The following is a 22,151-nucleotide window of genomic DNA, read 5'->3' as shown; positions in this document are numbered from 1 at the left end:
GGGTGATGGGCGGGATGCCGACGGCCATGGCGGCCAAGAAGTCGTGGTCGGTCACGCGGCTGTTCCTTCGGCGATGTGGCTCTCGACCCATGCACGCATGCGCGTCCACCGCTGCTCCGGCGTTTCGTTGTCCCAGCGCCACTCGCCGTCGTTCTCGTGAACGATCTCCGCTGCCATTGCTTCGGCGATGCCGAAGGCTTTGCTCACGGCCTCGCGGTCGTCGGGGTCCAAGCCGGTCATGTCCAAGCCGCGCTTGGCGCCGATGACGCCCAGCGTGCAGTGGCAGCCGGTGCTGTCCTGGAGCTGTTCGGCGATGAGGCGCTTTTCGGGCATCGCGTCGAGCGCATCACGAAGTTCGACCAGGAATTTCTGGCCGCGCTTGCCGCGCAAGGCGGAAGAAACCGCGCCGCGCCAGCAGATCAGCGGCCAGGTGTCGCAGTCGTCGCTGTAGCCGCTGCGGCTCATGCAGCACCTGCCTGTGCGCGCGCTGCGCGGCGTGCGGCGGCGACGGCGCCGGCTGCGCTCTTGCCCTGCCGCAGGACGGCACTGGCGGCGATGTTGGAGGCGATGACGACCTGGTAGGGGAGGAGACCCCAGCGGCGGCCGGCGCGGGCGACGATGCCGGCGGCTGCAGCGGCGCGCTGAGCGTTGGAGTGGTGGGCGAGGGCTGCGCTCATGCCGCTGCGTCCTGGCTTTCGCCACGCAGCTGATGCGCGGCGTGCTGGATCTCCACCGAGAGGTTGTCGGCCTCTGCCAGTTCAATGTAGAGGCTGGCGGCGCCCACCTTGATGGCGACCACGCCGAGGGAGGGAATCGCTACGACGGTGGGTGGCGCCTTGCTGACGCCCAGGGAAAGGGTGGCCATGCGTGATCTCCTGCGCCCGGCCCCGGGATGGGGTGGTGTTGGGCGGCGGGAGTAACATTAGCCGTAGGCTAGTTTGGCGTCAATAGCCAAAAGCTAATTATTTGAATCGACATAGTCCGCATCTGCCGATGGCTGTGCGACCACCCCTGCAAGTGATACGGCTGAGCCAGGCTGGGACACTATGTCTGCTGCAGGCGCATGAGGACTGCGATGTGATGAACGTCACATTTATTGAGGCAAGAAATTCAAGTGCGTGCTTTGGATGCCGAAAATTGCTTTGAATCCGACGAACGGCAGGGTTTTGTAGGATTTTTCCTACACTAGCTTTTCGCCATCGTTGATACGCTTCGCACCACGCCAGGACGGCGGAACAGGGGAAATTGATGAAGTATCAGTTCGTGGATCACGTCACACCGGAGCTGTTCGACGTGACGAAAGGGGCTTGGCTCGCGCAGATCGACGCCAATGCTGAGAACGTCAGCGCCACCTATTACAACGCTGCGCTGGATTTCACGGAGCGTACTGCACACGGCGATGTGAAGATGACCGACGCGGGCGGTTGCCTGTGCGCGGTAGTGGAAGAGGGGGCGGCTTTCGCTTCGGCCTTGCTGGTTGTGACTCATGCGAAAGCAAAGAGCGAAGTGCGGATGTTGGACGTCTACGTCCAGCCTAGCCTGAATCTTGCCGATGCCCCGCAACCCAACTATGCGGCTCTGGCGTGGATCGCGGCAACGGCCATTGTCGGCTGCCTCGAACTCACGTATGACCGTTTCCCGTCGCGGCAACTGAAAATTCACACTGCTATTCCACTCGATGCGCAATTTATGAGTGGCGTGGCGACGGCCATTCTTGGCGTGGATTCACTGTCGGGTTTGTACGATGTAACAAGCCATGGCACCTGGCTTATGGTCGTCAAGAAGGAGCAGCAGCCTAGTTTGAAGGTAGTTGCGCAGTAATCTGAACGAAATCCGTTGACATCAATTATTTGTTCGGTTACCCTAAGTGCCGCCGAAGGCGTACACCCCCCAATTTTCGGCGGATGGGATCACTATTTATGAGAGGAATTGCCATGGCTAAGTTCGGTAACGGCCACCCGGCCCTTGCGGGCTTTCTCGCCATCAAGGACGAGTTGACTGAAAGCCTTGCACATGCATTCGAAGCGCGCCTGAATGAAATGGGCGAAGACGCGAAGGGAGTTTCGTGGTTCTCTTCCGTGGCTCTTGAGTACGTGGAGCAGAAGCGAGCTGCGTAATCGCGCCGCGCTTCGGTCTGAAAAAGCCCCGCTTCGGCGGGGCTTTTTTGTTGTCCCAAATTGGGACAGCAGAGGCACTTTTCTCGCTACTTAGAACTTCCGCAGGCCTGCGTGGATCAGTGCCTTGCCTAGGATGTTCACGTCGCCCGGATCCGGGCGATAGGCCGGGAAGTCAGTGTTGACGCTTACAACGTAGAGCCCGTCGCCGCGCTTCTGCAGCATCTTGATCTGCGTCTCGCCACCGATGTTGATGAGGTAGTAGTCATCACCATCGAAGTAGTCGCAGCTGGTGTCGATCCAGACAATGTCGCCGTCCTCGAGCTTGGGGCGCATCGATGGCCCGCGGCCGGTGATGATCTGGATGCGTCCGGGCTTGGGCAGGTAACCGAGCTTCCTGCGGACCTCCCATTCGGCGACCTCGATGGTCTTCACTACCTCTGGGTAGTCCTGGTTGACCATCCCTGCGCCCATCCCTGCACCCCCTTCAAACAAGTCGAAGCGAACATAGCCGGGTGGCGTCTCAGTCTCTGCGATCTTTGCGACTGACGCATCTGCGCCGTCGTGTTGGGTGTCCAACCAGCCCTCAGGTAGGGAGAGGGCTGTCTCGATTGCACGTGCAGTACGGCCAGACATGACCCGCGGCTTGCCTGTGGTCGCGTTGCGGCTCCTGTTGACCCACTGGCTTACCTGGGCTGGATTCTTGATGCCGGCTGCGTCGGCAAAGTGGCGCTGGCCGCCCTTGGACGCAATGAGGGCAAGCAGGTTCTCGTGGCGGATATCGTCAATCGGTCGCATTTCCCCATTGGATAGCGAATGGCTATTCAATCCAACGAGCTTTTGGCTATTGTAAGAAGAGTAGCCATAGGCTAATGTTTGGGGCATGGACCTACTCACCTACATCTCCGATATGAGTCGCCGCGTCGCGCTTGCCGACGCGTGTGGAACCAGTCCCGAGTATCTGTGGCAGATCGCGACCGGCTGGCGCGGTAAGCGCCCTAGCGCAAGGCTCGCCTGCGCAATTGAGAGGGAGTCGGCCCGCCTCGGTCCGGAGGTCGTGCGCAAAGAGCCGATGATCTTCGGGCGACCGAGCCCGGTTTCGGGCCAGGTCATCGCGGCAGCTGTAGATCTCCGCATGAGCAAGCGCGCGCTGCGCGCTCGTCTGGGTATTGCCAGCGACAAGCACCTGGCCACTTTGCTGCAGCTCCCGGCCGAACAGGTGGAAGCGTGGCCGGAAGACGGTGCGTTGCCCGCGCTGCCGCAGATCCAGCGCCTGCTTGGCGGCGAGTCCAAGCCGCCCGATCCCATAGCACCCACGGATTTCGACCATAACCGAATCGTCCCGGTCGATGCGGCCTGACTTGCCGCGCGCTGTAGCAGTTCGTTCCACCACTCCCTCCTGAACTCTCATACGGATATGTACGCAGATCCTTCGAACCTTCGTGACAACCCGATCAAGGTCCGGTTCAACGATACGGAAAAGGCCTTGATCGATGCGGCAGCGAACTTCAACGGGCGTCAGCCCGCGGTGTTCGTTCGTGACCTGGTGCTGGCCGGCCTTGCCGCGTTGGAACAGCGTAGCCCCGACCGTGATGCGGCCTGAAGGACCCAACGAGTCCCTGGGGAGGGTCCATGGAAATTCAGCTGTCGCGCGACCAGCGAAAGCAGCTTGATCAATACGCGGCCTCGCGGGGGATCACTCCCGAGGAGGCTGCAACAGAGCTGGCACGCGGCGAACTTGGGCGCCGCTACCGGCTCCCGCGAAGCAACGGCGAAGTGGTCCCTTTTCAGGGCCTGAAACGACCCGAAGACCCTACGAGGTAGTACCGATGAGCAGCACGCTCGCGCGCTCCACCGATCCGCATACCAGCCACGTTGCTGCTGCCGACCTCGTCGCCAGCGGCACGCTTCGTGTCCAGCACGCCAAGGCTGAGGCTGCGGTAATTCGCCATCCAGGCCACAGCAGTCTGCACCTGTCGACGCTGACTGGCCTTGACCGCCACATGCTGGGCCGTCGACTGCCCGAGTTGGCCCGAGAGGGACGCATCTGGCGCGGCCCCACGGCGCCGTGCGGCACATCCCACAAACCTGCGTGCACCTGGTGGCCTGTCGCGCCGGGCGAGAACATGACGCTGGGGCTCTGACGTGTCGACCATCATCATGTCGCAGTGCTGGCCGCTGCAGGGCCTGAGCGTCACGCAGAAGGCTGTGCTGATCTCGCTGGCTGATCAGGCCAACGACGACGGTGTGTGCTGGCCGGCGGTTGGCACGATTGCTGCGCGCTGCTGCATGTCGGCGCGCGCTGTGCGCACGGCAATGGATCATCTAGAGGCCGTTGGCCTGCTGACCCGTGACCGCCGGTTCAACAGCAGCACGGTCTACAAGGTCACTCCGGCCAACTTCGATAAGGCCGCTGCGCCGTCGAAGGCTGGCCGCAAGTCTGGAAAAGCAGGTACTGCACGGGGCGCAGGGGCTGCGCCCCGTGCAGGGGGGGCGCCCGCTGCAGGAGGGGATGCGCCCCATGCAGGGGGGGATGCACCGGGCGCAGGTCCAGGGGTGCGCCCCGTGCCGCCTAACCGTCATATAACCCTCAATGAACCGTCAGGAGAACCGTCATTTCCGGCGGGCCTGCCGGCCGCGCCGCTGGCGGTGGATTCCGAGACCGACCTGCAGGCTGCCTGCCGTGCTACCTGGACGGCCTACGCCAGTGCCTACCGTGACCGCCACGGTGTGGCACCGGTGCGCAACGCGAAGGTGAACGCCAACGTCCGGCAGATCGTGCAGCGGCTCGGGCACAGCGAGGCGCCCTTGGTCGCCGCGTGGTTCCTGACGGTCAACGAGCGCTACGTGGTGCAGAACATGCACGACCTGGGCGCGCTGCTGGCGAAGTGCGAGGCATACCGCACGCAGTGGGCCACCGGCCGTCAGGTCACCGAAGAGGCCGCGCGGCAGACCGACAAGACGCAGACCAACCTGGGCGCCGCCGACGCGGCCAAGGCCCTGCTGGCACAGCGGAGGGCCGCACATGCTGGGTAATCAGGAGCAGGATCGACTGGTCGATCTGCTGGTGGCCACCGCCGAGGTGATTGGCGACCAGCTCAGCCCGAACGCCGCCGCCTACATGGTTTCGGATCTGGCGCAGTACCCGCTGCCGATGCTGGAGCGCGCGCTGGCGTCGTGCCGCCGGGAGCTGAAGGCGCGGCTTTCGCTGGCGGCGATCCTCGAACGCATCGAGGACGGCCACCCGGCACCGAATGAGGCATGGGCCAACGCGATCCGTGCCGCCGACGAAGGTGCGACCGTGGTGTGGACTGAGCAGACCCGCGATGCGTGGGCGGCGGCGCTGCCGCTGGTGCATGCGGGCGACAAGATAGCGGCCCGGCCGGCATTCCTGGAGGTTTACACCCGGCTGGTGAAGGAAGCGCGCGCTGCACACCGCACCGCCGCGTACCAGCTGTCCCTGGGAGCCGATGTGTCAGGAAGGGATAGCGTGCTGCAGCAGGCCGTCGCCGCTGGCCAGCTGACGCACGAGCGGGTGGCGGAACACCTTGCACTGCCTCCGGCAACGCCCGCCTTCAACCCGGTGGCGCTGTTGGCTGGCACCGTTGAGGCCTCGCCGACCGCCAATGCCCGAACCCGCCAGCGCCTGGCAGAGATCGCGGAGCTGCTGGGAGACAAGGCCGCATGAGCCCCGATCACTTCAATGTCGAGGTGCGCCCCGTGAGCGAGCCGGTGGCCGAGGCGGGTTGGTATCTGGCCTATGGCTACGGGATCAAGCCGCTGGTGGTCTACGCGACGCGCGGGATGACTGTCTGGCGCGACGGCATGCGGCGGATCCCGATCACCCGCTACGCCGGCCCGATCCCGGAGCTTCGCTGATGTGGTCGAAGGCACCGCCGCCAACGAAGGAAGAAGCGGCCCGGATCGAGCTGGCCAAGACGGGTCCGTGCATGGCCTGCCTGGCGCTGCAGATGCAGGACCTGCTGGATCCGGAACTGGTGGTCTACGGCTGCGACTACAACCACGCCAAGAGCGGGAACGTGCGGCGCGGCCACATGGAGGGCTACGGCCTCTGCAAGTGGCACCACATGCGGCATCCGATGGAGGGGAACACCTTCGCGACGATGCGCCAGATCTACGGCCCGAGCCTGATGGATGGCTCGAGGACCTTCCACGAGACGTACGGCTCCGACGACGAGCTGATTGCAAACCAGACCTACATCAACGAACTGAGGGCGGCAGCATGAAGAAGACGAAGGCCATGGCGCCGAAGATCAACCCACAGCGTGCGCCCCGCGAGCGGCGGATGGACCACAACACGGTGTCCCGGCCCAAGCGAGTGAAGGCACGTGTGCTCGCCGATGGCCCGGTCGAGACGGTGGAGCAGTTCGAGGCGCGCGGCGGGCAGGTGCAGCGCCTGACGGCCAGCTGGGAGCAGCGAGCATGAGCAAGCGGAAGATCATCGCTGCGGCCAAGCGGCGTGGCCTGTCTGTCGTCAACGCGGCGTGGGAATGGACGGTGGGTGGTGGCGAGCGCTACCCCCAATGGGTTGTCGACTTCGGACCGGAAATCGATGAGCTATACGGCGAAAGCGAGGAACAGTTCTTCGAGGACGCCGACGCAGCCCTGCAGTGGCTGGAGGACCTGATCGCGCTTCCGCCGAGGCCCCAGTGGCTTCCTATCGCCGAGGCGCCGCAGGACGGCACGCGGCTGATGCTGTGGGACTCGGAGAGCAAGCGGCCGGTGTTCGGGAGCTGGCGGGGTGACAACCCCAAGATCACGCACTATGCGGCCGAGCCGGCCGGCCCGGAGGTGGCCTGATGGCAACCAAGCCTTTTGTGGGGGGATGGGCGCTGATCCTGATCGGAGCCTGCGGGAATGGACCGTGGTGGGCGAACGCCGCGGTTGGCCTGATCGGTGTGCTTGTTGTCAGGTCGTGTAGCCAGAAGGAGCGCAGTTGATGGACGCCATCGAGAAGCGGGCGCGTGAGCTGCTGGCTGTGGAATACGAGAAGTTCGACCTGCCCAGCACTGCGGCAGGGGCCCGGGCGGGCGCATATGACCTCAACCCGTCTATGCGCGCCGTGGTAGCCGCCCTCACGCCGCCCGAGGAACCGGACCAGGCGCTGCTGGTGAGCATGGCGATGTGCCTCCGCCACGGGTTCGGGCTGGACACGCCGGAACAGCAGCAGTCCCAGCTGCGCGAAATGCGGAAGCTGTGGGACGAAGTCATGGGCCGTGGCTACTACTCGCCCGACAACCGTGAGCGCTACGTCGCCATGCTCGCCGCTCGCCCGGAGTTGCCTTCTTGACAGGCCATAACCGGACAGAGAGAGAGGCCCTCAAATGGCTCGCACTAAATGACCACGATGCGCGATCGCGCGCCGCACGAGCAAACCACCAAGGGGAAGGCGCATGGAAATGAACAAGGCACGCGAACTGCTGGCAAGCCGCATGGGGCCGAAAACGCAGCGGTTTGACGCATGCGGCGGCGGTGGACGCCCCGAGCTGACGACGCAGGACATTGCCGCCGCCATGGCGTATGTGCAGGACGGGCTTGGCCGGGAGCTGATGGAGGCGCTGTGGTGGCCAGAGAGCGCATCTCGCCGCCGCGAGCAGCTGCGCAAGGCGGTAATCGGGCTGGTAGCCCCGGAGTTCATCCGGCAGATGCACGGCCTGGCCACCGCACGGACTGAGTTCGGCATCGCCAAGGCGTGCATGGGGTGGGGTGGCAGCCAGGTAACGGACGCGCAGCGTCGTGAACTGCTGAGGACCGAGAACGCGCTGGATGAGGCGCGCGCTGCAGCCTGGCCGAACAACACCATGGAGCAACTTGGGGTACTGGCCGGCGCAGTGATTGCGGAAATGGCCAGTTGTGGCTGCTGCAAGACCTGCCAAGGCACGCGGGTTCAGGTCGCGCCGACGGGGAGCGGAGTCGTTGAATGCGAAGCATGCGGCGGCATGGGGCTGGAGCAGCTCAGCGGCCGCAAGCGTGGGGCGGCGATCGGTGCCGACGACGCGGCGTATCGACGGTTCTGGCGTCCGGTCTACGAGTGGATGCTGAAGCACATGCGTAGTGCGGAGCATGTTGCTGCCGAGCAGTTCTCCCGGGCACTGAATCGCGCTGCGTAGTGAGGACTTGCAGGGTCCGCAGATTGGCGGGCAAATTGACCACCATCCCAACGCAAGCCCCGGCCCAGCCGGGGCTTTTTCTTTGCCCGCGTCCCAGCCGGACAAACTCTCGTGCCGAGCCGGCGCTAGGGGCGGGCACCAATCAACCGGGAGGGGCATATGCCGAACCGGACGACCTACGGGGCCACCATGAAGGACGAAATCATTGGCACTGCCGCTGGTGCTGTAGCGAAGGCTGCTCCACCGGTGACGGTAGCCGGCGCGGTCGCCGCAGGGGCGAACCTCGATCGCGTGGTGGTGGTTCTGACGATCATCTACCTGGTGGGCCAGATCAGCTACCTGGGCTGGCGCTGGGTTCGCGAGTGGCGGCAGAGGGCGCGAGCATGAAGGCGAAGATCATTGGTAGCAGCGCCGCCGCCGTCATCGCTCTGGCTGCGGCCGCGCTGGTAAAGCCATGGGAGGGCTACTCGGCGACTCCCTATGTCGACATGGTGGGCGTTGCCACTTACTGCTACGGCGATACCAGCCGCCCGGAAAAGGCGGTCTACACCGAGCAGGAGTGCGCCGAGAGTTTGAACAGCCGGCTTGGGCAGTACCTGACCGGTATTCAGGCATGTATCCGCGTCCCACTACAGCCCCACGAGGCTGCGGCTCTGCTCAGCTGGACCTACAACGTGGGCGTAGGCGCTGCTTGCCGCTCAACACTGGTGGGGCGTATCAACGCTGGCCAGCCCGCCGCGAGCTGGTGCCCGGAGCTGGACCGCTGGGTGTACGCCGGTGGCAAGCGCGTGCAGGGCCTGGTGAACCGCCGGGCCGCTGAGCGCCGGATGTGCGAGGGCCGGCCGTGAAGCGCGTTGCCATCACAGTCGCCGCGTTCGTCCTGTGGTCCGGCGCCATGGTCGGCGTTGGCTGGGCCTGGCGCAGTGACCGGGCAGAGGGCAGAGAGGCAACCCAGCGCGCCGCCGGTGCCGAGGCAGCCGCAGCCCAGGTCAACCAGACCCGTGCCGCCGAGCACGCTCAGGCCGAGACACTGGCCGCCATTGGAGCGAAGCATGAAGAAGACCGCGCTGCGGCCGAGACCGTCCCTGCTGCTGTTGTGGCTGACCTGCGCGCTGGTCGTCTCCAGTTGCGCGACGACCTCGCCACCTGCAATACCGCTCGCCTGTCCGAAGCCGTCGCCGGCGCCGTCGAACGTGACCAGGCAGCCCAACTACGAGCAGAGGTCGCGGGCGCTCTTGTTCAAATCGGACGAGACGCCGACGACCATGTCCGGGCCTGCCAGGCCGTGATCGCAGCTGACCGTCAACCGGTGACGCCATGAACCGGCGGCTGCTGGCACTGGGCCGGTTGAAGACCGGCGAGATGAACAAGACCGAGACTGCGTATGCCGAGCGGCTGCGCGCGCTGCAGGCTGCCGGCGAGGTCCAATGGCACCGGTTCGAGGGCATGAAGCTGCGGCTGGCAGACAACACGTTCTACACCCCGGACTTTGCGGTCATGGCTGCCGACGGCGTCATGGAGTGCCACGAGGTGAAGGGGCACTGGCAGGACGATGCACGGGCCAAGATCAAGATCGCAGCGGCCATGTATCCGTTCCGCTTCATTGCGGTGAAGGTCAGGCCCAAGCGCGACGGCGGTGGCTGGGAAGTGGAGAGGTTCTGATGCGCCAGACAGTGACGGCCTCCATCCGCATGAGGTGGTGGCTACGGTGGTATCTGGCCGCCGTGGTGTGGTTTGCCCGGGTCACGGGCATGGAGCCGGACTGGGAGCGGGTCGAGTGGTGGATACGCCGCGGCCTGGTACTGAGAACGACGAGGGTTGGTGATGGACGCTGCACGGATTGAAGAGGTTGCGCGCGCTGCTGCTGTCTCTGCCCTATCGGGCCTGATTGAGGGCAGCACCGACAGCCGCATCGACCGACTGGTCGGGATCGTCGAGCAGCAGGGCAAGCAGATCGCCGAGCTGGCCATGCACGTGGGGCTGCTGGTGCAAGCGGTGGCGCAGCTGCTGGGCGAGGAGGCTGGCGCACCGGTGCAGGACGATGGTGCCGAGCCTGCGCGCGCCGACCTGGACGGGAAGCCGTACTGATGGCGGTGGGCCCGACCCAGCGCCGTGGCAGGACTCGGCAGACAGGCGGCAGCGCCTTCGCACACCTGTATGGCACCGCGCGCTGGCAACGCACGCGTAAGGCGCAGTTAGAGCGCGAACCGCTGTGCTGCAGGTGCAAGGCAAGAGGCCATGTCACCGTCGCCACCGTGTGCAACCACACGAACGGACACCCCGCCGGTGAAACGGAGGAGATGTTCTGGACTGGTCCCTTCGACAGCCAGTGCGCCAACTGCCATAGCAGCGACCAGGCCCGACTCGAGCGAGGCGCCGCGCAGGTCCGTGGGTGTGACACCGACGGTTGGCCGATCGGTCACTGACGGTTCCACGGTTCATCGTTCCACGCCAACGGGGTAGGGGGGCGAATTTATGGCGTTGGCCGGCTCCTAGACCGTGCGCCCCCCCAAACACGCGTATCCACAATTCACGGGACGACCCCAAAAACGGGCCATCCCAGCCAAGAAAACCCGCATTTTCCCGAGGAATTCATGCCAAGGCCCCGACTGCCCGTCGCAAAGGCTGCGACAAGCGGCGCCGCCATCAAGAATCCGGGCCGGCATGCCGGGAGGAAGAGGCCAAAAGGTACGCGCGCCTTGGGCGAGCCGTTCAAAACCATGACCGCGGCCGAAAAGCGGGCGTGGAAGGAATTCGCTTCGGAGATGCCATGGCTCAATTCCAGCCATCGGGTGCTTCTCCGCCTGGCGTGCCTGTGGACGGCGCGGATGGAAGACCCAAAAGCCGAATTCGGCGTTTCAGCAACCCAGGCTCTCAGCTCGATCCTTTCGAAGCTGGGCGCCACACCTGTGGATGAATCGAAGGTCTCGCATGGCGGTGACGAAGACGACCAGGGCGAAGAGTTCTTCGGTGGCCCCAGCTCCGGCCGACCGCACTAAGGCATATGCACTGAGTGTGGTGGCTGGCCGGATCGTTGCCGGGCCCCATGTGCGCAACGCCTGCCGTCGCCACCTGCAGGATCTGATCGAAGGCCCCGAACGGGGCCTTTACTTTGACAACGAGGCTGCCGAGTACGCATTCCGATACTTCGAGAACGTGCTGATGCTCTCCGAGGGCCAGTTCGAGGGACGGAAGTTCGAGCTGCACCCCTCGCAGGCGTTCATCATCGGCTCGCTCTTCGGCTGGAAGGGTGCAGACGGCCTTCGCCGGTTCCGCCGCGCGTACATCGAGCAAGGCAAGGGCAACGGAAAGAGCCCACTGGCCGGCGGGCTGGGTCTGCTGGGCATGACTGCCGCAGGCGAAGCTGGCGCACAGATCTACTCAGCGGCGGCGAAGAAGGACCAGGCGGGCATCCTGTTCGCCGATGCGGTGAAGATGGTCAAGAAGTCGCCGCTCCTGGCCAAGCGAATCGAGTTCGCTGGCGGTGAGGGCCGGGAATTCAGCATGGCCCACCACGCCAGCGCGAGCTTCTTCCGCCCGGTTTCGCGCGATACGGGGCGCACCGGTTCCGGTCCCCGCCCGTTCTTCGTGCTGGTCGATGAGGTGCACGAGCTTCCCGACCGCCGAATCATCGAAATGCTGGAGCGCGGCTTCAAGTTCCGCCGCGAGCCGCTGCTCTTCATGATCACCAACTCCGGCAGCGACCGGACCTCGGTGTGTTGGGAGGAGCACGAGCATGCCGTCAAGGTCGCCGCCGGCCACACCGAGGCGGTGAACGATCCGACCTTCGTTGGTGACGTGATCGATGACCGCACCTTCAGCTACGTGTGCAGCTTGGACGACGGGGACGACCCGCTCGAGGATCCCAGCTGCTGGGCGAAGGCCAATCCCCTGTTGGGGGTAACTATCACCGAGCAGTACCTGGCGGACGTGGTGGCGCAAGCCAAAGCGATCCCCGGGTCACTGAACGGCATTCTTCGTCTGCACTTCTGCGTGTGGACCGATGCGGAGACCGCCTGGATGACGCGCCCAACGCTGGAACCGGCGCTGGCCGACTTCGATCCGCGCATGCATGAGGGGCGCAAGGTCTTTCTGGGCCTCGACCTGTCGCAGGTTCGCGATATCACCGCGATGGCTGCGGTCGTGGAGACCGGCACTGTACCGGTGGAGGTGGAGGTCGAGGGCGAGAAGCTGATCATCGAGAAGCCGACGTTCGACGCCTGGATCGAGGCTTGGACGCCCGGCGACACGCTGGATCAACGGCAGTTGCAGGACAAGCTGCCCTATCGCACGTGGGTCAACGGTGGACATCTGCACGCGCCTCAAGGGCAGGCAATTAACTTCCGGCACGTGGCCCAGGTCATGGCCGAGTACGACAACCGTTATGACGTGCAGTTGGTTGCGTACGACCGCTACGCCTTCCGCCGGTTCGAGGAAGAGGTCAACGACATTGGTTTGTCTGTGACCTTCGCCGAGCACCCGCAGGGTGGCTGCAAGAAGGGCAAGCCACTGGAAGCCGCGGTGGAAGCCGCCGAGCAGTCGGGACAGCCAGTACCTGAAGGCATGTGGATGCCCGGATCGCTGCGCCTGCTGGAAGAGGCGCTGCTGGAGGGACGCCTGCGCCTGCGCCGCAACCCGGTTCTGGTGTCCGCAATCATGTCCGCCGTCATCGAATCGGACCGCTGGGGCAACAGCTGGCTGTCGAAGGCCAGGTCGGCAAACAAGATCGACGCCGCGGTGGCCCTTTGCATGGCCATCGGCGCGGCACACGCCATGCCACCGGACGCCGGCGGCATAGACGACTACTTGGAAAACGGCTTCTTTGGACTGATCGGATGACTACCTTTCGCTGGTACAACCCGCTGAGCTGGCGGTTCTTAGGATACGACGACCCTGCCACCGGCAACTACGTGGAGGTCGACCTATCCACCGGTGGCCGAGGCACCAAGGCGGGCGTTCGGGTGGCGCCCAAGAAGGCGCTGACAGTCAGCATCGTCTGGTCGTGCGTGAAGGTGCTGTCCGAGTCCGCCGCGGGGCTGCCTTGGAAGCTGTATGAGGACGCGGGCGGCCTCCGCCAGCTGGTCAGGGGGAGCAGCCCGCAGAGGCGCCGTCTGCTTCGCCTGCTGAGTAAGCCGAATCCGTTCATCAAGTGGCTGGACCTGATCAAGGCGGTCGTGGTGAACATGGCGCTGCGCGGCAATGCCTTCGCCATCATCCAACGTGACGACGATGGTGGATGGATCGGCCTGATTCCCGTGCCGGTGGATAGCGTCCGCATCGACACCGACGACGGCCTGATCTACTGGGCGACGATCAACGGCAGCGAAACGCCGGTCTCGCCACAGAACATGCTGCACTTCAAGCTGTTCAGTCCAGACGGCATCGCTGGCTTGTCGCCAGTCGAGTACCAAGCGGAAACCATCGGCTTGGCGCGTGCTGCGCAGGACTGGTCAGCGCGCTTCATGCGCAAGGGCGGCTTTACTGGCGGATACATCATCTATCCCGGCTTCCTGACCAAGGAGCAGCAGGCGCAAATCAAGGCGAAGCTGCCGGATATCCGCCAGGGCGATGTGGACGACCTGGGCAAGATGGCAATCCTGCAGGGCGGGCCGACGATCACGCCGGCCGGACTGACCCAGAAAGACAGCCAGTTCATCGAATCGCAGCAGTTCCAGGAAGAGGCGCTCGCTGGCATCTGGGGCGTTCCGCTGTACCTGACGAACCGCGCTCGCTCCACGTCGGTGCTGGGCTCCAATCTGGAGCAGCAAACCAGCGGCTTCGTCACCTTCGGCCTGAAGCCTTACCTCGATGCCATCGAGAGCGAGATCAACGACAAGTTGTTCGCTGATGGCGACATGTTTGTGGAGGCTGTCGTGGAGGGCCTCCTGCGGGCCGACAGCGGCGCCCGTTCTACCTACTACAAGACGGCCCTTGGCGGCTCCGGCGGCTCTGGCTGGATGACGATCAATGAGGTTCGGGTGAAGGAGAACCTGCCTGTGCTGGAAGGCGAGCAATACAACCAGGTCACACGGTGGACCAGCAACAAGCCCGATTCCAGTAATGACGACCCAACGGGAGATCCCGCCAATGCTTAGCAAGTATTCCTGCCCGTTCGAGGTAAAGGCGGCAGACGATGCCGGCAACTTCGAGGGCTATGCCTCGGTGTTCAACAACGTGGATCTCGGTGAGGACCTGATCCTGCCGGGTGCCTTCGTCAAGGTGAAGACGACTCGGACTGGCCGACTGCGCCTGGCGCTCTACCACAACCTGACCCGGCTGATCGGCGATGCCGAGTTCAAACAGGACGGCAACGGTCTGCACTTGAAGGGCAAGGTCAACCTCAACGTCAGCTACGCCAAGGACGCCTACGAGCTGATGAAGGCCGGCACCTTGGACGAAATGTCAGTCGGCTTCAACACGTTGGAGGACGCGATCGAGAACCGCGAGGGGCGGCGGGTGCGCGTCATCAAGAAGGCTGAACTGTGGGAGGCGTCGGTCGTCCCATTCGGTATGAACCCCGAAGCACAGGTGATGAGCGTCAAGTCCGACGTTCGCGCCTTCGAATCGGCCCTGCGCGAACGCATGGGGCTGTCCCAGAAAGAGGCGGCGGCCGTCGCCTCGCTCGGCTTTCCCGCGATCCACCGTGACGGTGGCATTCGGGACACGGAGACCGTGAAGCAGCTGAAGCAACTCGGCACATCCATCGAATCCATTTTCAAAGGTATGAACCAATGAGCGAGAACATCAGCGATATCCGTGATAGCCTGGAAAAGCAGCTGAAGGACGGCTTTGCCGGCCTGCAGCAGAAGTACGACAGCGCCTCGGCCGAGATCGAAAAGGGCAACCAGGTCACCACCGATCTGAAGAAGCAGATCCAGACCGCCACCGATGAAATTCAGAAGGTGGTCGACAAGGTCCTGAAGCTGGAAGAAAAGGGCATCGGCCTGGGCAACCAGCCCGGCACGAAGAAGGGCTTCATCGACTTCATCAAGGGCAACGACGAGTACAAGTCGCTGATCGGCCGCGAGAAGTCTGCCGCTGAGATCGAGATCAAGAAGGACGAACTGGCGTCCATGCAGGAGACCAAGGCGGTCACCAGCGCAGGCATCGTCGTGCCGAATTTCGACCCGACGATCCAGCCGGGCATCCGTCAGGAACTGCGCATCCGCGACCTGATCCCGTCGATCTCCGTCACCGGCCAGAGCTACACCTACTTCCGCGAGAAGCTGCACACCCGCGGCGCCGGCCCGGTCGGCGAAGGCGGGGCCAAGCCGCAGAGCAACGTTACCTTCGAGCAGAAGACTGATCTGGTGAAGAAGCTGGCGGTCTGGATCCCGGTCACCGACGAAGCGCTGGACGACGTGCCGCAGATGTACGGCTACCTGCAGCAGCTGCTGCGCTACGACCTGAAGCTGGAAGAAGAAGTCCAGATCCTGAAGGGCGACGGCCTGGGCAACAACCTGCCTGGCCTGATGACTGACGCCACGCTGTTCGATGCCGACCTTTCGAAGGCAAGCGACACCTCGATCGATACCGTCCGCCGCGCGATCTACCAGGTGCGCAAGCAGTCGAAGCTGTCGGCCGACGCCACGGTGATGACCGAGCTGGACTGGATGAACATCGAGCTGGAGAAGGACAGCCAGAACCGCTACCTGTTCGCCAACCTGCAGGGCTTCGTGACCCCGATCCTGTGGGGCCGGCCGGTGGTCGCCTCGGACAGCATGGACGAAGGCGATGGCACCACCACCGGTGGCGAGTTCCTGGTCGCCAACTTCCAGCGCGGCGCCACGATCTACGACCGCATGAGCTTCCTGTTCAAGGTCGGCCTGATCAACGACGACTTCGTGAAGAACCAGCGCGTGCTGCTGGTCGAAGAGCGCCTGGGCCTGGCCAAGCGCCGGGTCGAGGCATTCGTGAAGGGCCGCTTCAAGCCGCAGGCGTGATAGCGAGCTGATCCCGAACGAGGCCGGCCACGCGCCGGCCTCTCTCTTTCGATACGGAGCAGGAACATGAAGATCAAAGCTCAATGGGGCTTCCGCGGCGACGCCCCGAAGCTCAACGCCGAGTCGGCCGATGTGAAGGCTGGCGACGTGTTCGACGGCGTGGATCCGGAATACGGACACGCGCTGGTCGGCAAGGGCCTGGTGGTACAGGTCCACGAAGGTGCCGCACCCCAGGAGACGAAGCCGGCCAAGCCCAGCGAACTGAAGGCGGGCGAGGGCGACGGTGTGGGCGGAACTACCAGCACCGACGCAGTTCCAGGTGCAGGCGCACCGGTGGGCGATGGTGCTGCGTCCGGTGAAGCTGGCACGGCCGGCGCTGTTGCCGGCGCCGTGGCCGGCAGCCCGGCAATCGATCCGGTCGGCGCTGATGAAAGGGCGCTCTTGATCCAGCAGCTGGAGGCCGCCGGCGTCGAGTTCGATCGCCGCTGGGGGGCTGCTCGCCTGGCAGCGGTGCTGGCCGAAGCCCAGAACAAGGATCCCGAGTAATGGCGATCACCCTCGACCTTGAGCTTGTCCGCGAACAGTGCCGCGTTGTCGATGAAATCAGCGACGCACTCCTGCAGACGTACATCGCCGCGGCGCTCGTGCACGTAGAGATGCATTGTGATCGCCGTCTGGTTGAGGGTGAACCATCCAGTGAAGAGGAGATGGCGCTGACGGCGGACGTGCATCAGGCGGTTCTGTTGATGGTCTGCAGCTGGGCGGAGAACCGCAGTGCCTTGGGTGAACTGACCTCGGAAATTGCCCTCGGCGTGTCACGACTGCTTTGGTACAGGAAGCGATTCTGATGGCTACTTCAGCAGGGCAGCGGCGTCACCTGATCCGCTTCGAACGCGCAGTCGAGGTCCGTGATCCGCTTGGTGGCCCGCCCAAGAAAGAATGGCAGTTCGTCGCCGAGGCATGGGCAAAGAAGACCAACCAGCTCAGCGCGACGGCAGAGGCGATCGCCGCAGGGGCGGAACGATACCGCGAGCAGGTCCGGTGGGACTTGCTCCCGCGTCATGTCGAGCCTGCCTGGCGCATTGTCGAGCGGGGCAAGCCCTACGCGATCAAGAGCATTGCGCCGAGTAACGACGGTAGTGAGATGGCGATCATCGCCGTAGCGGGGCTGAGCAATGGCTGAGCAAGTATCAATTCAGGGTCTAGATGGCCTGTTGCGCTCGCTGCGGGACGTGCCCAAGGCGATCCAAGGAAGGGCGGTCCAGGCCGGCATGCGTAAGGGCGGCAATGTCATCCGGGACGACGCCAGGCGCCGGGCGCCGAAAGCATCGGGGTTCATGGCCTCGCAGATCGTCACCCGCCGGGCCAACGCCAAGAGCCGACAGCGTGCAGGCGTGGGCCAAGGCGGTGAGTACTTCACGGTCGGCGTCAAGACTGGGCGCCGCCGCAAGTACGCCAACACCAAGCGCAACCGTCGCCGTGGCCGCGTTGGGAAGATCTACGAGGAGGCAGGATGGGCCTATTACTGGCGGTTCGTGGAGTTCGGCACCAAGAAGATGCGGGCCTCTCCCTTCCTCACGCCCGCCGGTGAGGCCAAGGGGCCGGAAGCGGCGCAGGTAGTCATCGACGAGACCTGGGCGGCGCTGGACAAGCAACTGAAGAAGGATGGCTGGCGATGATGGTTCCCCTGATCCAATCGCTGCTGGAAGGCGATCCGACCGTCCGGCAGCAGCTCGGCGACCCCGTCCGCCTATTTCTGGGCAGTGCGCCCCAGAACACGCCGCTCCCTTACGCCACGTGGGAGGTGGTCAACGGCTCGCCAACCGCGATGCTGTCCGAGCCGCCGCCGGCTGACGGCTGGCGGGTCCGCATGACCGTATGGGGCGAGGTCCTCACCCAAGCTAACGGCGTTGCCGTCGCCATCCGCGATGTGGTGGAGCGCGTGGGCAGCATCGAGTCGTACAACCCGACGCCCGACAGCGACGGCACGGATGCGATAGGCATTTCGTTCGACGTGCGGCTCCTGCAGCTGCGCTGATCCACACAACGGCAACCCACCGGCCCCGCAAGGGGCCTTTTTCATGCCCGGCGACGGGCACAACGCAAGGAAACCCCTATGGGACAGGTAATCAAGTCGAAGCACTCCCAGTTGTTCGTCGCCACCGGTGCGGCTGAGGTCACCAAGGTGACCCGACTCCGCTCGGTTGGATTCCCCGATGGCCAGGCGTCGGAGATCGATATCTCCGACTACGACGACGACTGGGACCAGTTCGTCGCCGGGCGCAAGCAGACCGGCAGCACCAGCATCGAGATCATCTACGACAGCGAAGATCACGAGAAGCTGGAAGATCTCCACAAGACCGGCGCTGTCGTGAACTGGCTGGTGACCGCGCCGAAGTCGGAAACTGAAGGAGCGGCAAAGCCGGTCGCGGTCGCCGGGAAGATCACCCCGCCCACTGACGTGCTGTCCAAGCAGTTCGACGGCTTCGTCCAGAACTTCGCGGTGACCAGCCAGGACAACGACGTCTGGAAGGCCACGATCACCATCCGCGGCTCCGGCGCAGTCACTACCCACCGGCCTTCGGTGGGCGGCTGACCGTCGCAACGGCGCTCCTTATCGGCCCGCTTCGGCGGGCCTTCTCTTTGGCAGGGCGCGCGGATCCTCCGCGTGTTAGCCGTGCGCGGCCCGCGCGCCCTGTCGCCATTCAAGGAAACGGCCAATGAGCAAGACCAGCGAAACCACCGATACCCAGCCGCAGCAGCCAGTGAGCCTCCTGCAGTCATTCACCGACCTGGGCATGTTCGCCTCCAAGGACGTGCACGCTGACGCGATCACCCTGCCGAACGGCGACAAGGCACAGTTCCATGTGCGCGAGCTGCCGGACGCGGAGTTCCGCAAGCTGTGGGGCGAGGGCGACCGCGCCAAGCTGATCGCGGCAACCATCTGCGATGAGGATGGCAAGCCGGTCATGAACGCGGCGCAGGCCGCCCAGCTCAAGCCGCTGGTGGCTGCGGAGCTGCAGCGCGTGGCCATGAAGCACTCCGGTTTCGGCGACGACGCCGCGCAGGCGCAGGCCGACGCGGGAAACGGCTAAGGCAGCGTGGCGAGGACTGGTTCTGGAAGGTCCTCGCCGGTCATCTGCACCGGCCGGTTTCGGAGTTGCGGGCCACCATGTCACGGCGCGAGTTCCTGGAATGGTGGGAGTTCCACAAGCGGAACCCCATCGACCCCGTGAGCCTGCACATCAAGCCCGCTGCCTTCGCCGCGTACATCACCGCCTCGCACAGCCAGGGCGGGACCAAGCGCTCCTTTCAGCACTACCTCGACGCCCTCGTGCCACGGTCCGATGAGGACGAGGCGCAGGACTGGTTCGACGGACTGGGATGACCATGACCGAAACATTCGGGCGGTTCGCCGCCACGCCAATTGGCCCGGTACTCGCTGCGCGAGATGGTGGGCTCACCCTGGCCACCACCGGCGCCACCACGCTGGCCAGTCACGCGCGTTCCGACTTCAGCCTTGATGCCGGGACGGTGGGCGTGGAGTTTGCCGTGTGGGGTGATGACACCGTTGCAGCACTCGTAGGATTCGCCACCGGTCCAGCAGCGCTGAACAAGGCGCTGGGCGCAGACCTCGCCAGTATCGGTTGGGACCTCGCCGCCGGGCGCTTGCTGCAGGCTGGTGGTGCGATCGCCACTGGGCTGCCGGCGGTGACCCACGGCGACATTGTCGGGCTGCAGGTCGTGTTCTCGACCCCTCGCCAGCTGCGGCTCTACCTCAACGGCGCGCAGATCCTGGTGCGCGAGCTGCAACTGTCCGGTCCGCTGTTCTTCGCCGCGTCGCTGGCCGCCACCAAGGCGGGCGGGCTGTGCCTCGCGGTCAACGCAGGGCAGTGGGGGCCGCGAAGCGAGGCGGCGGCCGCTGGCTGGCGGCTGCCCGCTGCATCCGTCAGCCCGACCCGGCTGGCCGACGTGGACTGGCTGTCCGCGCCCGGCGACAGCCCGGCGAATGCCCGTTACGAGGGGTTGGTGGCCGAGGGCGTCAACCTGATCCAGGAGCTGGCGTTCTGGCCGTGGGGCGGTGACCCGGTGTCCCAGGCAGCGGCCGCCGAGTGCGTCGTGGTCGATGCGGATGGCCTGCTGGACGGAATAGCGGGCACTGGCGTCTCTGGCAGTTCGGTGCAGATCCTGCTGGCACCCGAGAACGGGATGCGGGCCGACGCGGTCCCGGCCTTCCGTTGCGCGATCGAACAGATCGAGATCAACGACGACGGCACCAAGACCCTGCACCTGCGTGATGCGCACGACTACCTGGACGAGACGCTCAACCGGGCCGTTTTCTTGCCGAACATCGCGTCCCTGGCATGGAAGCCGCAGCCCGTGGTAATCGGGGCAGTGGCGAGCATTCCGGCGATGGGGGCCAACTCCGACGCTACATCAATGTTCGTGGCCGACGGACGGGTCTACGTCAATGCGGTGATGGACCGCGGCGACCTGATGGAGGTCGGCACCTACAGCGAAGCGCCGGACGGGCAACAGGTGCTGCTGAAGTCACCACCGGTGACGCCTGTGGTCGTGGATGCTTCCAGTGTAGGCGCTGGCATGATGCCCGCCCGTCTGGAGCAGGCAGTAGGAGACGTGATGGCGCGGCTGGGCCGCGAGGCGTGGTCGGCCAGCGACTGTGTGGCGATCGATCAGGCCACGGGCTACATGGGTATCGGCTACTACGCGGGCTCGGCGATCACCGGTCGCGCAGTATTGAATGCCCTGCTGCCCAGCTACGGCGCCGGGTGCTATCAGGATCCGGCCGGCGTGCTGCGCTTCGTTCGCGTGATCGCACCCGAAACCCACGCAGGGCCGTTCGCCTTTGATCTGTCCGAGGCAGACGACCTGGCGGCTGACCTGGTCATGGTGCCCGATGATGCTCCGAACCTGACCCGGCGTATGGCCTACCGCCCGAACGCCCAGGCACTGGCCGCATCGGATCTCGTCACCGACGTGGTCGACGTTCCGCAGGCGCGCCGTGATGAGCTGACTGGCCTCTACCGTGGGCAGGTGTATGGGGCCGGCCCGCTGCATGCCCACTACCAGCGGGCGGAAGCTGCTGACCCTGTCATCTCGTTGTTCTGGCATGCAGCCGACGCGCAACAGGAGATTGATCGCGTCCTCGGCCTGTACCGGGTGCAGCGCCACTTCTACCAGCTTGCGGTGCGCGGTGATCAGGATTTGGCGCCGCTGCCAGGTCAGATCGGCAGGCTCACGTACAGCCGGTATGGGCTGGCAGACGGCAAGCCGGTGCTGGTGCGCCGTGTAGAGCGCAACCCTGCCACGGGGGACGTGGTGCTGACGGTGTGGGGATGATTAGCGATGGCAGTTCTTCATATAGTCACTCGAGTTTCGTGTGAAACCCAATGCCTCTATTCCGGTGGTCAACACGTCGATGAGCTAAGGAAGCCGCCACTCAAAGATTCTGTTGGGGTAGTCCATGATCAGCAGGCCGTGCTGCAGGAAGGTTCGCCCAATAATCAACTGATAGGCAGTACTTCCGATGTCGGAAACCGCAGTGAAATCAGTCGTGAAGTTCAGGCGCATGCTGGGAAAGAACATGACCGTCTCGGCCAGATAGACGACAGATGAGCCGCTTGCCGTTGTTTGCTGCATGGGCCTTCCACGCGTAGCCCCTACTGAATCAAGGATGCTGGCAGGTGCAATGCAGGTGTCTGCGCCAGTGTCCACAAGTGCAACATACGGCTTGCGATTCGCGATAGAGCCATCGGGTGAGGTGAGATAAACATCCATCACCGGGATGGCGTTACAGGAGTCTGCCAGCGGATCGAGGCAATTGTTGCCTTGGCGGTCGATCAATCTGATTGGTCCGACCTTGTAGCTGTCCATGTTGCTGTCCATAGCTATCCCTGACTATCCGAAATTGTGAACGGAGGTTAATTCATGCTCGTTGGATA

At 64.5% G+C, this 22,151-nt stretch carries 37 protein-coding genes; 32 read left to right on the top strand and 5 right to left on the bottom strand.

Going from position 1 to position 22,151, the window contains the following annotated elements; genetic code table 11:
* Positions 1 to 51: 51 nt before the first annotated feature.
* Genes O0K41_RS12115 through O0K41_RS12105 form a run of 3 tightly spaced genes read right to left on the bottom strand, consistent with a single transcriptional unit; the run spans position 52 to position 865 of the window.
* Positions 52 to 465, bottom strand: a complete 414-nt coding sequence (locus tag O0K41_RS12115) for a hypothetical protein (protein WP_164222502.1) — start codon at positions 463 to 465, stop codon at positions 52 to 54.
* Positions 462 to 677: a hypothetical protein gene (locus O0K41_RS12110; RefSeq protein WP_164222500.1), complete on the bottom strand. Its 216-nt coding sequence runs from the start codon at positions 675 to 677 to the stop codon at positions 462 to 464. Before O0K41_RS12110 ends, O0K41_RS12115 begins: the two co-directional genes overlap by 4 nt.
* Positions 674 to 865, bottom strand: coding sequence for a hypothetical protein (locus O0K41_RS12105; RefSeq protein ID WP_111118786.1), 192 nt, complete (start codon positions 863 to 865; stop codon positions 674 to 676). The genes O0K41_RS12110 and O0K41_RS12105 overlap by 4 nt, the downstream gene beginning before the upstream one ends.
* Positions 866 to 1,248: 383 nt before the next feature.
* Between O0K41_RS12105 and O0K41_RS12100 the strand changes: the two genes are divergently transcribed.
* Together O0K41_RS12100 and O0K41_RS12095 are read left to right on the top strand one after the other, a co-directional pair.
* Complete coding sequence (locus O0K41_RS12100) at positions 1,249 to 1,821, top strand: hypothetical protein (RefSeq protein WP_164222498.1); 573 nt, start codon at positions 1,249 to 1,251, stop codon at positions 1,819 to 1,821.
* A gap of 113 nt (positions 1,822 to 1,934) precedes the next feature.
* Positions 1,935 to 2,117, top strand: a complete 183-nt coding sequence (locus O0K41_RS12095; RefSeq protein ID WP_164222496.1) for a hypothetical protein — start codon at positions 1,935 to 1,937, stop codon at positions 2,115 to 2,117.
* Positions 2,118 to 2,207: 90 nt separating this feature from the next.
* Here O0K41_RS12095 and O0K41_RS12090 read toward each other — a convergent pair whose 3' ends face one another.
* Positions 2,208 to 2,912 (bottom strand): S24 family peptidase, encoded by a 705-nt coding sequence (locus O0K41_RS12090; protein WP_239522850.1) that lies wholly within the window; start codon positions 2,910 to 2,912, stop codon positions 2,208 to 2,210.
* An 85-nt stretch (positions 2,913 to 2,997) separates the two neighbouring features.
* Here O0K41_RS12090 and O0K41_RS12085 point away from each other — a divergent pair, with 85 nt between their 5' ends.
* The 30 genes from O0K41_RS12085 (at position 2,998) to O0K41_RS11940 (ending at position 21,549) form a co-directional block, all read left to right on the top strand.
* Positions 2,998 to 3,474 (top strand): hypothetical protein, encoded by a 477-nt coding sequence (locus O0K41_RS12085; protein ID WP_049427074.1) that lies wholly within the window; start codon positions 2,998 to 3,000, stop codon positions 3,472 to 3,474.
* Positions 3,475 to 3,531: 57 nt separating this feature from the next.
* Positions 3,532 to 3,717, top strand: a complete 186-nt coding sequence (locus O0K41_RS12080) for a hypothetical protein (RefSeq protein WP_005418752.1) — start codon at positions 3,532 to 3,534, stop codon at positions 3,715 to 3,717.
* A gap of 226 nt (positions 3,718 to 3,943) precedes the next feature.
* Positions 3,944 to 4,258, top strand: a complete 315-nt coding sequence (locus tag O0K41_RS12075) for a hypothetical protein (protein WP_049427072.1) — start codon at positions 3,944 to 3,946, stop codon at positions 4,256 to 4,258.
* A gap of 1 nt (position 4,259) precedes the next feature.
* Positions 4,260 to 5,150: a helix-turn-helix domain-containing protein gene (locus tag O0K41_RS12070; protein ID WP_164222494.1), complete on the top strand. Its 891-nt coding sequence runs from the start codon at positions 4,260 to 4,262 to the stop codon at positions 5,148 to 5,150.
* Complete coding sequence (locus O0K41_RS12065) at positions 5,140 to 5,802, top strand: hypothetical protein (RefSeq protein WP_049427069.1); 663 nt, start codon at positions 5,140 to 5,142, stop codon at positions 5,800 to 5,802. The genes O0K41_RS12070 and O0K41_RS12065 overlap by 11 nt, the downstream gene beginning before the upstream one ends.
* Positions 5,799 to 5,993 (top strand): hypothetical protein, encoded by a 195-nt coding sequence (locus O0K41_RS12060; RefSeq protein WP_005418745.1) that lies wholly within the window; start codon positions 5,799 to 5,801, stop codon positions 5,991 to 5,993. The genes O0K41_RS12065 and O0K41_RS12060 overlap by 4 nt, the downstream gene beginning before the upstream one ends.
* On the top strand, positions 5,993 to 6,361 hold the full coding sequence (locus O0K41_RS12055) for a Ref family recombination enhancement nuclease (RefSeq protein WP_164222492.1): 369 nt from the start codon (positions 5,993 to 5,995) through the stop codon (positions 6,359 to 6,361). The genes O0K41_RS12060 and O0K41_RS12055 overlap by 1 nt, the downstream gene beginning before the upstream one ends.
* Positions 6,358 to 6,561, top strand: a complete 204-nt coding sequence (locus O0K41_RS12050; protein WP_164222490.1) for a hypothetical protein — start codon at positions 6,358 to 6,360, stop codon at positions 6,559 to 6,561. The genes O0K41_RS12055 and O0K41_RS12050 overlap by 4 nt, the downstream gene beginning before the upstream one ends.
* Positions 6,558 to 6,935, top strand: a complete 378-nt coding sequence (locus tag O0K41_RS12045; RefSeq protein ID WP_164222488.1) for a hypothetical protein — start codon at positions 6,558 to 6,560, stop codon at positions 6,933 to 6,935. Before O0K41_RS12050 ends, O0K41_RS12045 begins: the two co-directional genes overlap by 4 nt.
* 139 nt (positions 6,936 to 7,074) lie before the next feature.
* Positions 7,075 to 7,425: a hypothetical protein gene (locus O0K41_RS12040; RefSeq protein WP_164222486.1), complete on the top strand. Its 351-nt coding sequence runs from the start codon at positions 7,075 to 7,077 to the stop codon at positions 7,423 to 7,425.
* A 103-nt stretch (positions 7,426 to 7,528) separates the two neighbouring features.
* Positions 7,529 to 8,245, top strand: a complete 717-nt coding sequence (locus tag O0K41_RS12035; RefSeq protein ID WP_239503578.1) for a hypothetical protein — start codon at positions 7,529 to 7,531, stop codon at positions 8,243 to 8,245.
* A gap of 189 nt (positions 8,246 to 8,434) precedes the next feature.
* Positions 8,435 to 8,632: a hypothetical protein gene (locus O0K41_RS12030; protein WP_032954460.1), complete on the top strand. Its 198-nt coding sequence runs from the start codon at positions 8,435 to 8,437 to the stop codon at positions 8,630 to 8,632.
* Entirely contained in the window at positions 8,629 to 9,093 is a 465-nt protein-coding gene (locus O0K41_RS12025; protein ID WP_164222484.1) for a lysozyme, read from the top strand. The genes O0K41_RS12030 and O0K41_RS12025 overlap by 4 nt, the downstream gene beginning before the upstream one ends.
* The gene (locus tag O0K41_RS12020; protein WP_164222482.1) at positions 9,090 to 9,566 is read left to right on the top strand and encodes a lysis system i-spanin subunit Rz; all 477 of its coding nucleotides are present in this window, start codon (positions 9,090 to 9,092) and stop codon (positions 9,564 to 9,566) included. Before O0K41_RS12025 ends, O0K41_RS12020 begins: the two co-directional genes overlap by 4 nt.
* Positions 9,563 to 9,907 carry a DUF1064 domain-containing protein gene (locus O0K41_RS12015; protein WP_164222480.1) on the top strand — a complete coding sequence of 115 codons (345 nt, stop codon included), beginning with the start codon at positions 9,563 to 9,565 and terminating at the stop codon, positions 9,905 to 9,907. Before O0K41_RS12020 ends, O0K41_RS12015 begins: the two co-directional genes overlap by 4 nt.
* A 162-nt stretch (positions 9,908 to 10,069) precedes the next feature.
* Positions 10,070 to 10,333, top strand: coding sequence for a hypothetical protein (locus O0K41_RS12010; RefSeq protein WP_164222478.1), 264 nt, complete (start codon positions 10,070 to 10,072; stop codon positions 10,331 to 10,333).
* Between the two features lie 611 nt (positions 10,334 to 10,944).
* On the top strand, positions 10,945 to 11,244 hold the full coding sequence (locus tag O0K41_RS12005; RefSeq protein ID WP_239503577.1) for a hypothetical protein: 300 nt from the start codon (positions 10,945 to 10,947) through the stop codon (positions 11,242 to 11,244).
* Positions 11,177 to 13,084: a terminase TerL endonuclease subunit gene (locus O0K41_RS12000; protein ID WP_308304508.1), complete on the top strand. Its 1,908-nt coding sequence runs from the start codon at positions 11,177 to 11,179 to the stop codon at positions 13,082 to 13,084. The genes O0K41_RS12005 and O0K41_RS12000 overlap by 68 nt, the downstream gene beginning before the upstream one ends.
* The gene (locus tag O0K41_RS11995; RefSeq protein ID WP_164222476.1) at positions 13,081 to 14,340 is read left to right on the top strand and encodes a phage portal protein; all 1,260 of its coding nucleotides are present in this window, start codon (positions 13,081 to 13,083) and stop codon (positions 14,338 to 14,340) included. Before O0K41_RS12000 ends, O0K41_RS11995 begins: the two co-directional genes overlap by 4 nt.
* Complete coding sequence (locus O0K41_RS11990; RefSeq protein ID WP_164222474.1) at positions 14,333 to 14,980, top strand: HK97 family phage prohead protease; 648 nt, start codon at positions 14,333 to 14,335, stop codon at positions 14,978 to 14,980. Before O0K41_RS11995 ends, O0K41_RS11990 begins: the two co-directional genes overlap by 8 nt.
* Positions 14,977 to 16,188 (top strand): phage major capsid protein, encoded by a 1,212-nt coding sequence (locus O0K41_RS11985; RefSeq protein WP_164222472.1) that lies wholly within the window; start codon positions 14,977 to 14,979, stop codon positions 16,186 to 16,188. The genes O0K41_RS11990 and O0K41_RS11985 overlap by 4 nt, the downstream gene beginning before the upstream one ends.
* 66 nt (positions 16,189 to 16,254) lie before the next feature.
* Positions 16,255 to 16,734: a hypothetical protein gene (locus O0K41_RS11980; protein WP_204310889.1), complete on the top strand. Its 480-nt coding sequence runs from the start codon at positions 16,255 to 16,257 to the stop codon at positions 16,732 to 16,734.
* Positions 16,734 to 17,036, top strand: a complete 303-nt coding sequence (locus O0K41_RS11975) for a head-tail connector protein (RefSeq protein ID WP_164222470.1) — start codon at positions 16,734 to 16,736, stop codon at positions 17,034 to 17,036. The genes O0K41_RS11980 and O0K41_RS11975 overlap by 1 nt, the downstream gene beginning before the upstream one ends.
* Positions 17,036 to 17,371, top strand: coding sequence for a head-tail adaptor protein (locus O0K41_RS11970; protein WP_164222468.1), 336 nt, complete (start codon positions 17,036 to 17,038; stop codon positions 17,369 to 17,371). Before O0K41_RS11975 ends, O0K41_RS11970 begins: the two co-directional genes overlap by 1 nt.
* A complete protein-coding gene (locus O0K41_RS11965; RefSeq protein ID WP_164222466.1) occupies positions 17,364 to 17,867 on the top strand; it encodes an HK97-gp10 family putative phage morphogenesis protein in 504 nt (167 codons plus the stop codon). The genes O0K41_RS11970 and O0K41_RS11965 overlap by 8 nt, the downstream gene beginning before the upstream one ends.
* A complete protein-coding gene (locus tag O0K41_RS11960) occupies positions 17,864 to 18,226 on the top strand; it encodes a DUF3168 domain-containing protein (protein WP_164222464.1) in 363 nt (120 codons plus the stop codon). Before O0K41_RS11965 ends, O0K41_RS11960 begins: the two co-directional genes overlap by 4 nt.
* Before the next feature lie 78 nt (positions 18,227 to 18,304).
* Positions 18,305 to 18,784: a hypothetical protein gene (locus tag O0K41_RS11955; protein ID WP_164222462.1), complete on the top strand. Its 480-nt coding sequence runs from the start codon at positions 18,305 to 18,307 to the stop codon at positions 18,782 to 18,784.
* Between the two features lie 124 nt (positions 18,785 to 18,908).
* Positions 18,909 to 19,283, top strand: a complete 375-nt coding sequence (locus tag O0K41_RS11950) for a hypothetical protein (RefSeq protein WP_164222460.1) — start codon at positions 18,909 to 18,911, stop codon at positions 19,281 to 19,283.
* A gap of 77 nt (positions 19,284 to 19,360) precedes the next feature.
* On the top strand, positions 19,361 to 19,576 hold the full coding sequence (locus tag O0K41_RS11945; protein WP_012511474.1) for a hypothetical protein: 216 nt from the start codon (positions 19,361 to 19,363) through the stop codon (positions 19,574 to 19,576).
* Positions 19,573 to 21,549: a hypothetical protein gene (locus O0K41_RS11940; protein WP_164222458.1), complete on the top strand. Its 1,977-nt coding sequence runs from the start codon at positions 19,573 to 19,575 to the stop codon at positions 21,547 to 21,549. Before O0K41_RS11945 ends, O0K41_RS11940 begins: the two co-directional genes overlap by 4 nt.
* A gap of 84 nt (positions 21,550 to 21,633) precedes the next feature.
* Here O0K41_RS11940 and O0K41_RS11935 read toward each other — a convergent pair whose 3' ends face one another.
* A complete protein-coding gene (locus tag O0K41_RS11935; RefSeq protein WP_164222456.1) occupies positions 21,634 to 22,083 on the bottom strand; it encodes a hypothetical protein in 450 nt (149 codons plus the stop codon).
* Positions 22,084 to 22,151: the final 68 nt, after the last annotated feature.

The sequence above is a fragment of the Stenotrophomonas sp. Sm2128 genome, from assembly GCF_030985535.1.
Classification (GTDB): domain Bacteria; phylum Pseudomonadota; class Gammaproteobacteria; order Xanthomonadales; family Xanthomonadaceae; genus Stenotrophomonas; species Stenotrophomonas maltophilia.
This window is presented reverse-complemented; position numbering and strand designations above follow the sequence as displayed.

What these genes read in the sequence shown, in the direction of transcription:
- O0K41_RS11950 (WP_164222460.1), top strand. Translation starts at nt 18,909, where the DNA reads ATGAGCAAGACCAGCGAAACCACCGATACCCAGCCGCAGCAGCCAGTG.
- O0K41_RS12110 (WP_164222500.1), bottom strand. Translation starts at nt 677, where the DNA reads ATGAGCGCAGCCCTCGCCCACCACTCCAACGCTCAGCGCGCCGCTGCA.
- O0K41_RS11990 (WP_164222474.1), top strand. Translation starts at nt 14,333, where the DNA reads ATGCTTAGCAAGTATTCCTGCCCGTTCGAGGTAAAGGCGGCAGACGAT.
- O0K41_RS12000 (WP_308304508.1), top strand. Translation starts at nt 11,177, where the DNA reads ATGGCGGTGACGAAGACGACCAGGGCGAAGAGTTCTTCGGTGGCCCCA.
- O0K41_RS12045 (WP_164222488.1), top strand. Translation starts at nt 6,558, where the DNA reads ATGAGCAAGCGGAAGATCATCGCTGCGGCCAAGCGGCGTGGCCTGTCT.
- O0K41_RS11945 (WP_012511474.1), top strand. Translation starts at nt 19,361, where the DNA reads ATGTCACGGCGCGAGTTCCTGGAATGGTGGGAGTTCCACAAGCGGAAC.
- O0K41_RS12015 (WP_164222480.1), top strand. Translation starts at nt 9,563, where the DNA reads ATGAACCGGCGGCTGCTGGCACTGGGCCGGTTGAAGACCGGCGAGATG.
- O0K41_RS12075 (WP_049427072.1), top strand. Translation starts at nt 3,944, where the DNA reads ATGAGCAGCACGCTCGCGCGCTCCACCGATCCGCATACCAGCCACGTT.
- O0K41_RS11985 (WP_164222472.1), top strand. Translation starts at nt 14,977, where the DNA reads ATGAGCGAGAACATCAGCGATATCCGTGATAGCCTGGAAAAGCAGCTG.
- O0K41_RS12025 (WP_164222484.1), top strand. Translation starts at nt 8,629, where the DNA reads ATGAAGGCGAAGATCATTGGTAGCAGCGCCGCCGCCGTCATCGCTCTG.
- O0K41_RS11955 (WP_164222462.1), top strand. Translation starts at nt 18,305, where the DNA reads ATGGGACAGGTAATCAAGTCGAAGCACTCCCAGTTGTTCGTCGCCACC.
- O0K41_RS12100 (WP_164222498.1), top strand. Translation starts at nt 1,249, where the DNA reads ATGAAGTATCAGTTCGTGGATCACGTCACACCGGAGCTGTTCGACGTG.
- O0K41_RS12095 (WP_164222496.1), top strand. Translation starts at nt 1,935, where the DNA reads ATGGCTAAGTTCGGTAACGGCCACCCGGCCCTTGCGGGCTTTCTCGCC.
- O0K41_RS12080 (WP_005418752.1), top strand. Translation starts at nt 3,532, where the DNA reads ATGTACGCAGATCCTTCGAACCTTCGTGACAACCCGATCAAGGTCCGG.
- O0K41_RS12055 (WP_164222492.1), top strand. Translation starts at nt 5,993, where the DNA reads ATGTGGTCGAAGGCACCGCCGCCAACGAAGGAAGAAGCGGCCCGGATC.
- O0K41_RS12035 (WP_239503578.1), top strand. Translation starts at nt 7,529, where the DNA reads ATGGAAATGAACAAGGCACGCGAACTGCTGGCAAGCCGCATGGGGCCG.
- O0K41_RS11935 (WP_164222456.1), bottom strand. Translation starts at nt 22,083, where the DNA reads ATGGACAGCTACAAGGTCGGACCAATCAGATTGATCGACCGCCAAGGC.
- O0K41_RS11975 (WP_164222470.1), top strand. Translation starts at nt 16,734, where the DNA reads ATGGCGATCACCCTCGACCTTGAGCTTGTCCGCGAACAGTGCCGCGTT.
- O0K41_RS12060 (WP_005418745.1), top strand. Translation starts at nt 5,799, where the DNA reads ATGAGCCCCGATCACTTCAATGTCGAGGTGCGCCCCGTGAGCGAGCCG.
- O0K41_RS12065 (WP_049427069.1), top strand. Translation starts at nt 5,140, where the DNA reads ATGCTGGGTAATCAGGAGCAGGATCGACTGGTCGATCTGCTGGTGGCC.
- O0K41_RS11965 (WP_164222466.1), top strand. Translation starts at nt 17,364, where the DNA reads ATGGCTGAGCAAGTATCAATTCAGGGTCTAGATGGCCTGTTGCGCTCG.
- O0K41_RS12090 (WP_239522850.1), bottom strand. Translation starts at nt 2,912, where the DNA reads ATGCGACCGATTGACGATATCCGCCACGAGAACCTGCTTGCCCTCATT.
- O0K41_RS12115 (WP_164222502.1), bottom strand. Translation starts at nt 465, where the DNA reads ATGAGCCGCAGCGGCTACAGCGACGACTGCGACACCTGGCCGCTGATC.
- O0K41_RS11940 (WP_164222458.1), top strand. Translation starts at nt 19,573, where the DNA reads ATGACCATGACCGAAACATTCGGGCGGTTCGCCGCCACGCCAATTGGC.
- O0K41_RS12085 (WP_049427074.1), top strand. Translation starts at nt 2,998, where the DNA reads ATGGACCTACTCACCTACATCTCCGATATGAGTCGCCGCGTCGCGCTT.
- O0K41_RS11995 (WP_164222476.1), top strand. Translation starts at nt 13,081, where the DNA reads ATGACTACCTTTCGCTGGTACAACCCGCTGAGCTGGCGGTTCTTAGGA.
- O0K41_RS12010 (WP_164222478.1), top strand. Translation starts at nt 10,070, where the DNA reads ATGGACGCTGCACGGATTGAAGAGGTTGCGCGCGCTGCTGCTGTCTCT.
- O0K41_RS11970 (WP_164222468.1), top strand. Translation starts at nt 17,036, where the DNA reads ATGGCTACTTCAGCAGGGCAGCGGCGTCACCTGATCCGCTTCGAACGC.
- O0K41_RS12050 (WP_164222490.1), top strand. Translation starts at nt 6,358, where the DNA reads ATGAAGAAGACGAAGGCCATGGCGCCGAAGATCAACCCACAGCGTGCG.
- O0K41_RS12105 (WP_111118786.1), bottom strand. Translation starts at nt 865, where the DNA reads ATGGCCACCCTTTCCCTGGGCGTCAGCAAGGCGCCACCCACCGTCGTA.
- O0K41_RS11960 (WP_164222464.1), top strand. Translation starts at nt 17,864, where the DNA reads ATGATGGTTCCCCTGATCCAATCGCTGCTGGAAGGCGATCCGACCGTC.
- O0K41_RS11980 (WP_204310889.1), top strand. Translation starts at nt 16,255, where the DNA reads ATGAAGATCAAAGCTCAATGGGGCTTCCGCGGCGACGCCCCGAAGCTC.
- O0K41_RS12030 (WP_032954460.1), top strand. Translation starts at nt 8,435, where the DNA reads ATGAAGGACGAAATCATTGGCACTGCCGCTGGTGCTGTAGCGAAGGCT.
- O0K41_RS12040 (WP_164222486.1), top strand. Translation starts at nt 7,075, where the DNA reads ATGGACGCCATCGAGAAGCGGGCGCGTGAGCTGCTGGCTGTGGAATAC.